13 protein-coding genes are annotated in these 13,283 nt (G+C 55.9%); 6 read left to right on the top strand and 7 right to left on the bottom strand.

The window, feature by feature from the left end:
* Window position 1 precedes the first annotated feature (1 nt).
* The 3 genes from tauA to ABIE29_RS16075 all read right to left on the bottom strand — a co-directional run bounded on the left by tauA (window position 2) and on the right by ABIE29_RS16075 (window position 2,566).
* Window positions 2-997, bottom strand: coding sequence for a taurine ABC transporter substrate-binding protein (gene tauA, locus ABIE29_RS16085; protein ID WP_429619730.1), 996 nt, complete (start codon window positions 995-997; stop codon window positions 2-4).
* A 173-nt stretch (window positions 998-1,170) separates the two neighbouring features.
* The gene (locus ABIE29_RS16080) at window positions 1,171-1,953 is read right to left on the bottom strand and encodes a PhzF family phenazine biosynthesis protein (protein ID WP_429619729.1); all 783 of its coding nucleotides are present in this window, start codon (window positions 1,951-1,953) and stop codon (window positions 1,171-1,173) included.
* Between the two features lie 10 nt (window positions 1,954-1,963).
* Window positions 1,964-2,566 carry a LysE family translocator gene (locus ABIE29_RS16075; protein WP_021808042.1) on the bottom strand — a complete coding sequence of 201 codons (603 nt, stop codon included), beginning with the start codon at window positions 2,564-2,566 and terminating at the stop codon, window positions 1,964-1,966.
* Between the two features lie 117 nt (window positions 2,567-2,683).
* On the opposite strand from ABIE29_RS16075, the gene ABIE29_RS16070 reads away from it, so the two are divergent.
* The 3 genes from ABIE29_RS16070 (at window position 2,684) to ABIE29_RS16060 (ending at window position 4,915) form a co-directional block, all read left to right on the top strand.
* Window positions 2,684-3,664 (top strand): hydrolase, encoded by a 981-nt coding sequence (locus tag ABIE29_RS16070; RefSeq protein ID WP_429619728.1) that lies wholly within the window; start codon window positions 2,684-2,686, stop codon window positions 3,662-3,664.
* Window positions 3,661-3,894: a YheU family protein gene (locus ABIE29_RS16065; RefSeq protein ID WP_021808044.1), complete on the top strand. Its 234-nt coding sequence runs from the start codon at window positions 3,661-3,663 to the stop codon at window positions 3,892-3,894. Before ABIE29_RS16070 ends, ABIE29_RS16065 begins: the two co-directional genes overlap by 4 nt.
* Window positions 3,895-4,045: 151 nt before the next feature.
* Complete coding sequence (locus tag ABIE29_RS16060; protein ID WP_248947533.1) at window positions 4,046-4,915, top strand: phosphoribulokinase; 870 nt, start codon at window positions 4,046-4,048, stop codon at window positions 4,913-4,915.
* Between the two features lie 36 nt (window positions 4,916-4,951).
* On the opposite strand, the gene ABIE29_RS16055 is transcribed toward ABIE29_RS16060, so the two are convergent.
* Both ABIE29_RS16055 and ABIE29_RS16050 read right to left on the bottom strand, forming a co-directional pair.
* Window positions 4,952-6,130 (bottom strand): amidohydrolase, encoded by a 1,179-nt coding sequence (locus ABIE29_RS16055; protein ID WP_429619727.1) that lies wholly within the window; start codon window positions 6,128-6,130, stop codon window positions 4,952-4,954.
* Window positions 6,131-6,135: 5 nt separating this feature from the next.
* Entirely contained in the window at window positions 6,136-7,329 is a 1,194-nt protein-coding gene (locus ABIE29_RS16050; protein ID WP_429619726.1) for an MFS transporter, read from the bottom strand.
* 189 nt (window positions 7,330-7,518) lie between these two features.
* On the opposite strand from ABIE29_RS16050, the gene ABIE29_RS16045 reads away from it, so the two are divergent.
* Window positions 7,519-8,427 carry a LysR substrate-binding domain-containing protein gene (locus tag ABIE29_RS16045; protein WP_429619725.1) on the top strand — a complete coding sequence of 303 codons (909 nt, stop codon included), beginning with the start codon at window positions 7,519-7,521 and terminating at the stop codon, window positions 8,425-8,427.
* Window positions 8,428-8,432: 5 nt separating this feature from the next.
* On the opposite strand, the gene ABIE29_RS16040 is transcribed toward ABIE29_RS16045, so the two are convergent.
* Window positions 8,433-8,840: an OsmC family protein gene (locus tag ABIE29_RS16040; RefSeq protein WP_429619724.1), complete on the bottom strand. Its 408-nt coding sequence runs from the start codon at window positions 8,838-8,840 to the stop codon at window positions 8,433-8,435.
* Between the two features lie 381 nt (window positions 8,841-9,221).
* Here ABIE29_RS16040 and crp point away from each other — a divergent pair, with 381 nt between their 5' ends.
* Window positions 9,222-9,854: a cAMP-activated global transcriptional regulator CRP gene (crp, locus tag ABIE29_RS16035; protein WP_005969523.1), complete on the top strand. Its 633-nt coding sequence runs from the start codon at window positions 9,222-9,224 to the stop codon at window positions 9,852-9,854.
* A gap of 56 nt (window positions 9,855-9,910) precedes the next feature.
* Window positions 9,911-11,986: a YccS/YhfK family putative transporter gene (locus tag ABIE29_RS16030; protein ID WP_429619723.1), complete on the top strand. Its 2,076-nt coding sequence runs from the start codon at window positions 9,911-9,913 to the stop codon at window positions 11,984-11,986.
* Window positions 11,987-12,028: 42 nt separating this feature from the next.
* On the opposite strand, the gene argD is transcribed toward ABIE29_RS16030, so the two are convergent.
* Window positions 12,029-13,246: a bifunctional acetylornithine/succinyldiaminopimelate transaminase gene (argD, locus tag ABIE29_RS16025; RefSeq protein WP_429619722.1), complete on the bottom strand. Its 1,218-nt coding sequence runs from the start codon at window positions 13,244-13,246 to the stop codon at window positions 12,029-12,031.
* Between the last annotated feature and the right edge of the window lie 37 nt (window positions 13,247-13,283).

Raw genomic sequence — 13,283 nt, 5'->3', positions numbered from 1 at the left:
CTTACGACTGCGGCGCAGCCTGCACCTGTTTGACAAAGCGGTCGGTCACATAGGCACTGTAATCGCTGTCCACCTGCGGGATCTTACCCTGTTGCTTAAGGAACTCGGCGGTATCACGAATGGCTTTATCTACTGGCTGGCCCAACTGAGTGATCTGATCGGCGACCGGCAGGTAGCGGTTACCCTTCACCAGTTCCGGCACCTGCTCTGGCAGCACTCCGCTCAGGCGAGCCAGCGTACTCAGGTTACTTGGATCTTTCAGCCACTGCTCCGGCTGTGCCAGGTAGGTCTTCTGTGCTTGCAGGGCGCTGGCGGCAAACGCGGTGACAACTTCCGGGTGCTGCTCAGCGAAGTCTTTACGCACTACCCACACGTCCAGCGTTGGTGAGCCCCACTGGCCAACCTGCTCGGAGTCGGTCAGCACCTTACCTTGTTTGGCGAGTTCATTGACCACCGGAGCCCATACGTAAGCCCCGTCGATATCCCCGCGCTGCCAGGCCGCGGCAATGGCTGGCGGTTGCAGGTTGAGGATCTGCACCTGGTCAGGTTTGATACCCCAGTGCTTCAGGGAGGCCAACAGGCTGTAGTGAGTGGTGGAAATGAACGGTACCGCAATGCGCTTACCGATCAGATCCTGGGGAGATTTGATGTCCTTTTTCACCACCAACGCTTCGGAACTGCCCAGCTGCGAGGCGATCAGGAACACTTCGATAGGGAGCTTCTGGCTGGCGGCCACGGCCAGTGGGCTGGAGCCGATATTGCCAATCTGCACGTCACCAGAGGCCAGCGCACGCAACACACTGGAGCCGCTGTCGAACTTGCGCCAATCAACGGTCGCGCCAGACTGTTTGGCAAAGCTGTTTTCCGCCTGCGCCACCTTGGCGGGTTCGGCGGAGGTCTGGTACGCCACGGTGACATCCACGGCCTGGGCACTGGCCGCACCGAGCGATAAAGCCAACAATACTGCACTACGTAATGAGAAAGGTTTGCTCGCCATGATCCGCTCCGTTGATAAAATTCTGTGCTGTGACCAACAGTTTTATCTGAGCGGTGCTCGGCAATAAAAGAATAAAAAAATCTTCTTTATTACTTATTGAAATATTCACCTGACCCACAGGCCATCAGTCTGCTTGCCATGACGTAGCGGAATGGCAACTGCTGGCACGGAGTTCAGCCAGAAAGAGAACCACGCAAGAAGATGCGCGCGTAGCCCCCCAGCAACGTACGCACTCCTTGCTGCTCACAGAACAGCTCACCGCCGCGTGATGACAGCTGTTTGGCATGTAACTTCTGGCGGCCAAGACGTGCCGTCCAGTAAGGCATTAGTATGCAATGGGCAGAACCGGTTACCGGATCTTCGCTGCGATCCATTGAGAAATAGCGCGAGACAAAATCCACCTCATCACCCGGCGCCGTGACGATCACGCCGCAGCCCACATGGTCGATCAGCTCGGCGATCGCAGGCTGCACCGCCCTGACCTGCGCCTCATCGGCCAATACCGCCATCAGCGACTGGGCTTGCCACACTTCCTGCGGTTGCACACCGAGCAACGCGGCCAACTGCGCCGGTTCGGCAATCTTCTGAGCCGGGCGAGAAGGGAAATCCAGGATCAGCCGTTCACCGTCGGCCACATCGCGTTTGACATACAGCTCACCGCTGGCGGAACGGAAACGGATATCGCTCAACCCCGGGTTGACCACATTTAACAGCACGTGCGCCGTAGCCAAAGTAGCATGCCCGCACAGATCCACTTCCCGCGTTGGCGTGAACCAGCGGATCGCGTACATATCGCCATCCTGCCAGACAAAGCTGGTTTCCGGCAGGTTAAGCTCATTGGCGATGGCCTGCATCTGCGCCGCCTCCAGCGGTTGTTGCAGCAGGCAGACACCGGCCGGGTTGCCCCGCAGTCCCTCGCCGATAAAGGCATCCACATGGAAATAGTTTTCGTTCATCAGCGTTCCCTTAATGCCAAATCAGTAATACGCAGGCCGCGGTTAACAGCCCCATCGACACGTTGAAGATAATCCAGGCTTTCTTGCTGCGCAGCAGGCGACCAATTACCGTACCAAAACCCAACCAGATAATCCCAGCCACGATATTGACGGCAAAGATACCGAAGGCGATGGCCAGAATGGAGTGGTTGTATTTATCCCCCGCCAGGCTAAAGCTCGCCACCGCCCCCAGCGCCATCAGCCAGGCCTTGGGGTTGAGGAATTGCAACAGCCAGCCTTGATACAGACGTACAGGCTTCGGTGGCGGCGCGTCGGTTTCCAGCTTTTCGTAGGCTGCCGTCGCCACTTTCCACGCCAGCCACAACAGATAGAGGCTGCCAAGAATTTTCAAGATCAGGTGCAAGGAAGGATAAATCAGGATCAACCCACCAACGCCAAATGCCACCAGCACCAGAATACTCTGCATACCCAGCATAATGCCGATCATCAGCCATAATGAACGCATAAAGCCGAAATTGGCGCCTGAGGTGGTAAGCAACATATTATTGGGGCCAGGGGTGATCGCGGCCACCCACAGGAAGCCTAGCATCGAAAGAAATAAACTCAGTTCCATGAAGCGGGTGCTCCTCACCCAAATGACTTTTTTGCAGTATGATTGCTAATACATGTGTTTGAAGCTAACAGTGCGGTTCGGATCACACAATAGCCGCCAACAAGAATTTTATTCATTATGTATGAATCCTTTCGCCCCCTGACCGGGGCCAGTAATCCACACCTGCAAACCCTGCTGCCACGGCTGGTGCGCCGCCGCGTGCTGCTGCAACCCCATTGGCAGCGGCTGGAGTTGCCGGATGGCGATTTCGTCGATCTGGCCTGGAGTGAAGATCCCCAGTTAGCCCGAGATAAACCTCGCGTGGTGCTGTTCCATGGATTAGAGGGCAATTTCTACAGCCCTTACGCCCATGGGCTGCTCAATGCCTGGCGTGAGCAAGGCTGGTTAGGCGTGGTGATGCATTTCCGTGGTTGCAGCGGCGTGCCCAACCGCAAGCAACGCATCTACCATTCTGGCGAAACGGAAGATGCCCGCTTCTTCCTGCGCTGGCTGCGTGACAGCTTTGGCGCAGTGCCAACGGCGGCGGTAGGGATTTCCCTTGGCGGCAATATGCTGGCCTATTATCTGGCCCAACAGGGCAATAACAGCCTGCTACAGGCGGCCGTGGTCGTTTCCGCCCCGCTGATGCTGGAACCTTGCTCGATCCGTATGGAACAAGGGTTCTCACGCGTTTATCAGCGCTATCTGCTGGGCCAACTCAAGCAGAATGCCACCCGCAAGCTGCTACACTACCCAGGCACCTTACCCTTGGATCTGTCGCAACTGAACAAGCTGCGGCGCATTCGCGAGTTTGATGATGCGATCACTTCACGCATTCACGGCTTCAGCGACGCGGTCGATTATTATCGCCGTTGCAGCGCCCTACCGCTGTTGCCGCAGATCACCACGCCGTTGCTGATCATTCACGCTAAAGACGATCCGTTTATGACCGATGCGGTGATCCCCGACCTCGCCAACCTGCCGCCTAATATCGAATATCAACTGACGGAGTGCGGTGGCCACGTCGGCTTTGTCGGCGGCACCTTGAAAAAACCGCAAATGTGGCTGGAGCAACGTATCCCAGCCTGGCTTTCTCCTTTTTTGGAACCCACCAAGTGATTATTCCCTGGCAAGAAATTGAACAAGAGACTCTCAACAGCCTGATCGAATCCTTTGTATTACGCGAAGGGACCGACTACGGCGAGCACGAACGTTCGCTGGAACAGAAGGTCGACGACGTGCGCCGCCAGTTGAAAAGCGGCGAAGTGGTGCTGGTGTGGTCAGAGCTGCATGAAACCGTCAACATCATGCCTCGCGGGCAGATCCGCGCTGGGCAGGAGGAAATTTAGTCTTATTGCATGCTATGACTGAGGGAAAAAATCAGGTAACAATGCAGTATTGCAAACCAACGCGCACAATTTCGCCTTGGGCGAAAGGGCATCAGCCATACTAAAAATCTCATTCTGAGCCTGCGCATTTAATACGGAGTGACCCTCGACCATGTCTGCCAAACATCCCGTTATCGCGGTGACCGGTTCCAGCGGAGCCGGCACTACCACCACCAGCCTGGCATTCCGCAAAATTTTTCAGCAGCTAAACCTGCGCGCCGCCCAGTTGGAAGGCGACAGCTTCCACCGTTACACCCGGCCTGAAATGGATGCGGCAATCCGTAAAGCACGCGATATGGGCCGCCATATCAGCTACTTCGGTCCGGAAGCCAACGACTTTGGCCTGTTGGAGCAGAGCTTTATCCAATACGGCAAGAATGGCACCGGCCGCTCACGCAAATATCTGCATACCTACGACGAGGCAGTGCCTTACAATCAGGTACCGGGCACCTTCACGCCTTGGGAGCCACTGCCCGCCCCGACGGATGTCCTGTTCTACGAAGGGCTGCACGGCGGCGTAGTGGCCGATCAGATCGACGTAGCCAAACATGTCGATCTGCTGGTCGGCGTGGTGCCGATCGTCAACCTGGAGTGGATCCAGAAGCTGATCCGCGATACCGGCGAGCGTGGCCATTCCCGTGAAGCGGTGATGGACTCGGTGGTCCGTTCGATGGAGGATTACATCAGCTACATCACGCCACAGTTCTCGCGCACCCATATCAACTTCCAACGCGTCCCGACGGTGGATACCTCCAACCCGTTCGCCGCCAAGGCGATCCCCTCGCTGGATGAAAGCTTGGTGGTGATCCACTTCCGTGGGCTGGATCAGATCGATTTCCCTTACCTGCTGGCAATGCTGCAAGGATCGTTTATCTCGCATATCAATACGCTGGTAGTGCCGGGTGGCAAGATGGGGCTGGCAATGGAACTGATCATGGCACCGCTGGTGCAGCGGCTGATGGAAGGTAAGAAGATCGAGTAAATTATCGGGCGCGGCCAATCACCGCGCCCACCGTTGTTAACGCATCAACAGATGGCGGATAAAACCGACGTGCAGTTTCACCCCAATCTGCATCGCCGCCTCGTCCAGTTTAAAACGGGGATTATGCACGCCGTAGGTGGCACCGATCGCCTCGTTACCGCTGCCGATAAACAGGAAGCACCCCGGCACTTTCTCCTGATAGGAGGAGAAATCCTCGCTGCCAAACATCGCGGAGGTCAATTCCCGCAGCGCCTGTGGCCCCACGGCTTCGGCCACCACCTCGCGCGCAATGGCGCAGGCATCAGGGTGGTTATTGCCGATGGTATAGCCACGCGTCCAGTCAATCTTGTAGCTGGCACCGTGTGCCTGGCTGATCCCAGCGACGGTTTGCTCAACCAACAACGGCACCCGCTCACGTACTTCTTGATTATGAGTGCGTAGCGTTCCCGCCAACCGGGCGCTGTCTGGGATGACGTTATAGCTGTCACCCGCCTGGAAGGTCGCCACCGTCAACACCGGTGCATTTAACGGATCCAGCTTACGTGCCACGATCTGCTGCAAAGCGCTAACGATCTCCGCACCAATCGGCACCGGATCGATACACAGATGCGGCATTGAGCCATGCCCCCCCTTACCTTGCAGCACAATGTCGAAGTTATCGCTGGAGCCACTGAACACGCCCTGCTTCATCCCCACCTCACCGGTCGGGAAGTTGGGCATGACATGCAGGCCGAAGATCATCTTCACGCCATCCAGAACCCCTAAATCCACTAGCTGTTGGGCTCCGCCCGGCGGCACTTCTTCGGCATGCTGGAAGATAAAGCGCACTGAGCCTTGCAACTGCGCCTGCAACTGGCAAAGCACGCTGGCCGCTCCCAGCAACATCGCGCTGTGGGCATCATGGCCGCAGGCATGCATCACCCCTGGCCGGGTAGAGCAGAAAGGTTCGTCGCTTTCCTCCTGGATAGGCAAAGCGTCGATATCGGCGCGCAATGCATAGCACGGCCCCGGCGCTGCGCCCTGCAATTCGGCCACTACGCTATTTGGTGTAGGACGTGAGATCTTCAACGGGCCAAGGCTGGCCAACTGCCCGGCAATGTAATCTGCCGTCTGCGCTTCCTGGAATGACAACTCCGGATTGGCATGCAGGTGGCGGCGCCACTGCAATACCTGTTGTTCCACGCCGGCAATCAGCTGTTCAATGTTCATGTTCATACTCCTTAATTCAGTGCTGGTTGGCGTGCTTTGCCCGCCAATGGCAGGATCACCAGCCCGGAAACCACCATAGCCAGTGCCAAAAAGATAAACGTCGTCATGTAGTTGTGGCTGATGGTGATCAGATACCCGATGGCGATAGGGGCCACAAAGCCACCCAAGGTTCCTCCGGTGTTAATCAGCCCCATTGCTGCACCCATCACTTCCGTAGGCAAGCGCTTCATCGGCAGGGTAAACACGGTAACGAACGAGGCCATCAGGAAGATATAACCCAGGAACAAGAACAGGCTGGCCGTCAGAGCTGATTCGCTGGTAAACACCAGCCAGATGCACAAGGCGCTGAGCAGAGAACTGAAGAAGATCACCCACGGCTCACGCCCTTGCAGGTAGCGCCCGACCAGCCAGCCGGTACCGAGTGAGGAGATCCAGATCCCCAGACCACCGGCGGCTACCACCATGCTGGAAACGTCAATTGGCATTCCCCGCTGCTGTACCAGGAATTTCGGCAGCCAGGCCATCAGGCCGTACGATGGGATGTTGATACAGAAGATCGCCACAAACAGCAGCAACACGATTGGGTTTTTCAGCAGGGCCTTATAGTTGGCTGCGGCTGCCCCAGCTTTGGCGGGTGCCGCCTGTGGCGGATTGGGAACCAGCCACAAGATGCAGGCGGCAATCACGAATGCCAGCAGACCTAGCGCAGAGAACGACCCACGCCAGCCGATGTGATCCAGGCAATAGACTGCGACCAGCGGCCCGACGGTCATCGCCAACCCGGCGGAGGACAGCAGAATGGACTGCGCGAAGGTGCGCTGTTCCAGTGGGAAATTCGCCACTACCGCCTTGGCGCAGGAACACGGATAGCCGGAGTGGCCAATACCGGACAGGAAGCGGAACGTCACCAGCAGGCCCAGGCCGAACCCCAGAATGCCGAAGCACAGGGCAAATCCCCCCAGCAGCAGTAACGAACTGCACAGCACTTTCTTAAAACCAAAGCGGTCATTGAGCCATCCCGCTGGTATCTGGAACAGGGAATACGCCAGGAAAAACATCCCGGTAATGTAGCCCAGTTGTTCCGGCTGTAGATTGAACTCGCGTTCGATAGGTAACAACGCAAAACCCATCACGGTTTTATCGATGTACACCACGACATAGCCCACAAACAGCAAAAAAATCATTAGCGAACGATTTTTCAACACTGATATTCCTTTAAGTTATCACCCAGGCTGCCTACCAGCTTGGCAGGCGTAATTTAATAATGTGATCCAAGTCACTTTATATTTTTAATAACAGTCACTTACAATAACACGCTGAAATTATCGCCTTTTACCGAGCGGCATAAGATACAATTTTGTAAGGGGTGATGCTTTTTATTGATAGGGTAGGGAATGCGCTATTTACCGAAGTTACAGCAGTTGAAAGTCTTCCAGCAGGTGATCCGCAGCGGCAGTATTCGCGGGGCCGCGCGCGCGCTGGAGCAGTCTCAACCGGCGGTGAGTCGTACCATCCGTGAACTGGAACAGACCCTGGAAACCCAGTTGATCATTCGCAGCAGCCAGGGAATGACGCTGACCGAAACCGGCCGCGCCTTCGCCCTGCGGATGCAGTTGATCCTGGAGGAATTGCAGCGCGCTGCCGATGAGATCCAGCAGTTGAATCAACATTCGCAAGGTAACGTCGCCATCGGCTGCTCTTCGCTACTGGCACTCACGGTATTACCCGAACTGGTCGAAGCCTTCAAACAGCCGTTTCCGCAAACCAATCTGCTGATCCGTGAGGCGCAGCTTTCTACCCTGCTACCAGCACTGCGCGAAGGCCGCCTGGATTTTGCCGTAGGTACCGTCAGCCCGGAGTTGCCGCTGGAGGATCTGGTACGAGAACCGCTGTTCAACGCTTCTTTTGGCATTATTGCGCGCCAGGGGCACCCGCTGGCTCAGGCAAACTGCCTGGATGAACTACGTGACGCCAAATGGTTATTGCCGGAAACCGATATGGGCTATTACCAGCAGCTGCGCGCGGTGTTGGGCACTTTCTATCAGCAATTGAGCCGATCGCCCATTCGCTCGGATTCAGTGACCTGCGGCTTGAATATGGTGTTGGAGGCGGATTATTTGACTATCGTGGCGCGGGCGATGAGCGCACCGTTCCATTTGCAGCATCGGCTGGTAACATTGCCTATCGACACGCTACCACAGGCTCAATATTGCGTACTGTATTCACAAAAATCGCCGCTAACCGTGACGGCACGGCGATTTCTTGATTTATTGCGAGCCCACTGCCTGCGCTACCCTTGGTAGGAGGATCACGCCACTTCGCGGATTTCGAAGCTGTGGCTGATGCTGGCGGCTTTACCCAACATCAAGGAGACGGAGCAGTATTTCTCGGCGGAAAGATCCACCGCGCGCTCTACAGTCTTATCGGTCAGCCCTTTGCCGGTGACAATAAAATGCAGGTTGATATGGGTAAACAGACGTGGCGCTTCTTCACGGCGCTCAGAGGTCAGTTTTACCTCACAGTCACGCACATCGTTACGCCCTTTTTGCAGGATCGACACCACATCAATGGCGCTACAGCCGCCGACGGACATCAACACCATTTCCATCGGGCTTGGCGCTTTATCGCCCGCGTTGCCATCCATCAAAACCTGGTGGCCGGACGCAGACTCACCCAGGAATGTCAGCCCTTCTACCCACTTAACTCTTGCCTGCATGTTACACACTCCGGTTAATTTCTTAAAAACAGGGTACGCTTTCGCATACATTCTGGCAACGTAACCTGATGCTAATCATGCTGAAGCGAGACAACACAAGACACCCGCCTCACTCTGTGCTACAAACAGAGCCGCAATAACTCTTTCCAGGTCACCGATTTCAGGGATACGTCCAAGGAAAGGCCCCTATATTGGTATGTTAACAGAATGTAGCTTGCAGCACTCCCCGCAAGTTAATATGCTAGAGCACAAGCGTATTTCTATAACACGCCTCAAAACCTGTTGATAGCCACAATTAAAACACCAGGCTATAAGCACGTTTTACAGGGAACTCTGACCCCTGTGATACAAGGCAGCGATAACAACAGAGGATAACAGCGAATGGTTCTCGGCAAACCGCAAACAGACCCGACTCTCGAATGGTTCCTGTCTCATTGCCATATCCACAAATATCCATCAAAGAGTACGCTGATTCACCAAGGTGAAAAGGCCGAAACGCTTTACTACATCGTCAAAGGCTCCGTCGCGGTGCTGATTAAAGATGAAGAAGGCAAAGAGATGATCCTGTCCTACCTTAACCAGGGGGATTTCATCGGCGAGCTTGGATTATTTGAAGAAGGCCAGGAGCGTAGCGCCTGGGTACGGGCCAAAACCGCCTGTGAAGTGGCTGAAATTTCCTACAAGAAATTCCGCCAGTTGATCCAGGTAAACCCGGATATCCTGATGCGCCTGTCCGCACAGATGGCTAACCGCCTGCAAGTCACCTCAGAGAAAGTGGGTAACCTCGCCTTCCTTGACGTTACTGGTCGCATTGCACAGACCTTGCTGAACCTGGCAAAACAACCTGATGCCATGACTCACCCAGACGGCATGCAGATCAAGATCACCCGCCAGGAAATTGGCCAAATCGTCGGTTGCTCACGTGAAACCGTCGGTCGTATTTTGAAAATGCTCGAAGATCAAAACCTGATCTCCGCACACGGCAAAACCATTGTCGTGTACGGTACGCGTTAATCCCCAGGGAAACGGTGCAGCAATGCGCCGTTTCTTTGCCTGCTGAATAGCCAACCATGTGGCGCCGTCTGATCTACCACCCGGAAGTCAACTACGCACTGCGGCAAACGCTGGTGTTGTGCCTGCCGGTGGCGTTTGGTTTGCTGATTGGCAACCTGCAACTCGGCATGCTGTTCTCGTTGGTGCCCGCCTGCTGCAACATTGCCGGGCTGGATACGCCACACAAACGCTTTTTCAAACGCCTGATCGTAGGTGGCTCTCTATTCGCACTCAGCAGCTTTCTGCTGCAACAAGCCCTGCTGTGGGACCTGCCGTTACCCTTGCTGATGTTGGCAATGGCGCTGTTACTCGGCGTCAGCGGTGAGATCAGCCCACTACATGCACGCCTGCTGCCAGCCGCACTGGTTGCCGCCATCTTTTCCCTCAGCATGGTAGGCACCGTACCAATCTGGTATGCCCCTTTGCTGTATATCGTTGGCACCGCCTGGTACGGGCTGTTTACCTGGGCCTGGTTCAAGCTGTGGAAAGAGCAGCCGATGCGCGAATCCTTAAGCCAGCTGTATATGCAGTTGGCGGACTATTTTGAAGCCAAATACTCATTACTGACGCAGCACACCGTTCCTGAAACGGCCCTGCCGCCGCTGTTGCAACGCCAACAGCAAGTGATGGATCTGATCAGTCTGCTATACCAACAGCTTAACTTCCTGCCCCATGCCGATAACCTGGAGCAGAAGCGCCTGCAACGCACGTTTCAGGTGGCGCTCGATTTGCAAGAGCACATCACCGTCAGCCTGCATCTGCCGGAAGAAGTGCAAAAGCTGGTGGAGCAAAGCCAGGCCGAAGCGATTATCCGCCGCAACGCCCAGGTGATCGCCACGCGCCTGCGGGTGGTGGCCGACGATATTCTCTATCATCGACACTCTGCGCGTTTCAGTATGAAGAATGAGCTGGCGGCGCTGGAAAAAGTGGCCTCACAACACGCAGATAATCCGGTTGGCCAGTTCTGCTATTACCACTTCAGCCGCATCGCACGCCTGCTGCGCACCCAGCACCCGCTTTACCGCCGCAATCTGATGGCCAATCAGTCACGGCTGCCGTTCTGGCCCGCGGTGGTGAGCTATCTGTCATTCAAATCCAACGCCCTGCGCAACGCCACCAGGCTGGGGGTCATTCTGGCGGCAGGCAGCAGCCTGGGCATGTTGTTCAACCTGCCAAAACCCTATTGGATCTTGCTGACCATCATGCTGGTCAGCCAAAACGGCTATAACGCTACGCGGGTGAGGATCCAGCACCGTGCCCTCGGCACGTTGGCCGGGTTGGTGATTGCCGCCGGGCTGTTGCAACTGCAGATGCCGGAGAACGTGACGCTGAGCATCATGTTGGCGATCACCCTGGCAGCCTATCTGATCCTGCGGAAAAACTACGGGCTGGCGGTGATGGGCTTCACCGTGACCGCCGTCTACACCTTGCAGCTCCTGGCGCTGAATGGCACCCATTTCCTGGTCCCCCGCCTGATCGATACCCTTATCGGCTGCGTATTGGTGTTTGGCGGCACGATCTGGCTATGGCCGCAGTGGCAGAGTGGCCTGCTACGTAAAAACGCCCATCAGGCGCTGGAGCACGATCAGACGGCATTACGCTTATTGCTTGAAGAACAGGAGCCGGACCCCAGCGAACTGGCCTACACGCGTATGCAGGTCAATCAGGCGCATAACGCCCTGTTTACCTCGCTCAATCAGGCAATGCAGGAACCGGGGTTTGAATCGAATTATCTGGCAGATATGCGGCTGTGGATCACCCATAACCAGTTTATCGTTGAACACCTGAATGCGATGACCATTCTGGCGCGCGAGCACTATATGCTGACGCCAAAACTGGCTCAGGAGTATCTGCAAACCTCTGAGATAGCTTTGCAGAGCTGCCAGCAGCGCTTGGAATATGACGGCCCGAGTACCAGTAACAGCATCATGCAGCCACCGGACCTGCACCCGGACATGCCGGTAACCGAGATGGAACGCCACCTGCGGCGGATCCTTTCTCACCTGACCGTGATGCATACCATTTCGTCACTGGCGTGGCGCCAGCGCCCACATCATGGGATCTGGCTGAAGCGCAAACTGCGGGAAAGCTGAGGTTGCCGGGGCCGATGCTGAAGTTCGGCCCCGACGAATGACTTAAGCCTTAATCACATCCTGCACGGCCTGCTCAAACAGCGCCATACCTTCATCGATATCCTTCAGCTCAACCACCAGAGAAGGCGCAAAACGGATCACGTTTGGCCCGGCGTTGAGGATCATCAAGCCACGTGCGGCGGCGGCGGTGAGGAAATCACGCGCTTTGCCGTGATAGTTTGCCTTCAGCTCTGCACCAATCAACAGCCCCATGCCACGAATATCGCTGAACACATCGTATTTCTTACCGATCTCCTGCAAAGCCTGAACAAACAGCCCACGACGCTGTTCAATACCGCTTAGCACCTCCGGTGTGTTGATAACGTCCAACGCAGCCTCTGCCACAGCGCAGGCCAGTGGGTTGCCGCCGTAGGTGGTACCATGAGTGCCAACCTGCATCACCGAGGCGATCTCTTCGGTGGTCAGCATCGCACTCACCGGGAAACCGCCGCCCAGCGCTTTGGCTGTCGTGAGGATGTCAGGTGTAATGCCGTAATGCATATAGGTAAACAGCTTGCCGCTGCGGCCCATACCGCTTTGCACTTCATCAAATACCAGCAACGCCTGATGTTGGTCGCAAAGTTCACGCACGCCCTTGAGGAAGACGGGATCGGCAGCGGTAATGCCCCCTTCACCCTGAATAGGCTCCATCACTACCGCACAGGTGTGATCGTCCATCACCGCTTTCACCGCGGCCAGATCGTTGAAAGGCACATGGACGATATCGGCCGGTTTCGGCCCAAAGCCGTCGGAATATTTTGGCTGCCCACCCACGGAAACGGTGAACAGCGTACGGCCATGGAAAGCATTATTAAACGCGATGATCTTGGTTTTATACGGGCTATGGCGGGTAATCGCGTAATGACGCGCAAGCTTGAAGGCCGCTTCGTTAGCCTCCGCTCCCGAGTTGGCGAAGAATACCCGGTCGGCGAAGGTGGCTGCGATCAGTTTACTGGCCAAACGCAACGCTGGCTCATTGGTGAATACGTTGCTGGTATGCCATAAGGTTTCACCCTGTTGCTTTAAAGCCTCAACCAGGGCCGGATGGCAGTGCCCCAGCGCAGTCACCGCAATGCCACCAGAGAAGTCGATATACTCTTTCCCCTGCTGATCCCATACGCGGCTCCCCTTGCCCTTCACCGGCACAAACTGGGCGGGTGCATAAACAGGCAGGATAACCTGATCAAAGGTGCTACGGGTGACTGCGGTTCTTTCGGTCATTATTGGCTCCAGACGGCTAACTATCAAGTGAAAATAT

Source organism: Serratia sp. 2723, assembly GCF_050434425.1.
Taxonomy (GTDB): domain Bacteria; phylum Pseudomonadota; class Gammaproteobacteria; order Enterobacterales; family Enterobacteriaceae; genus Chania.
Note: the sequence above shows the minus strand (reverse complement) of the source record. Positions and strands in the feature narration are given on the sequence as shown.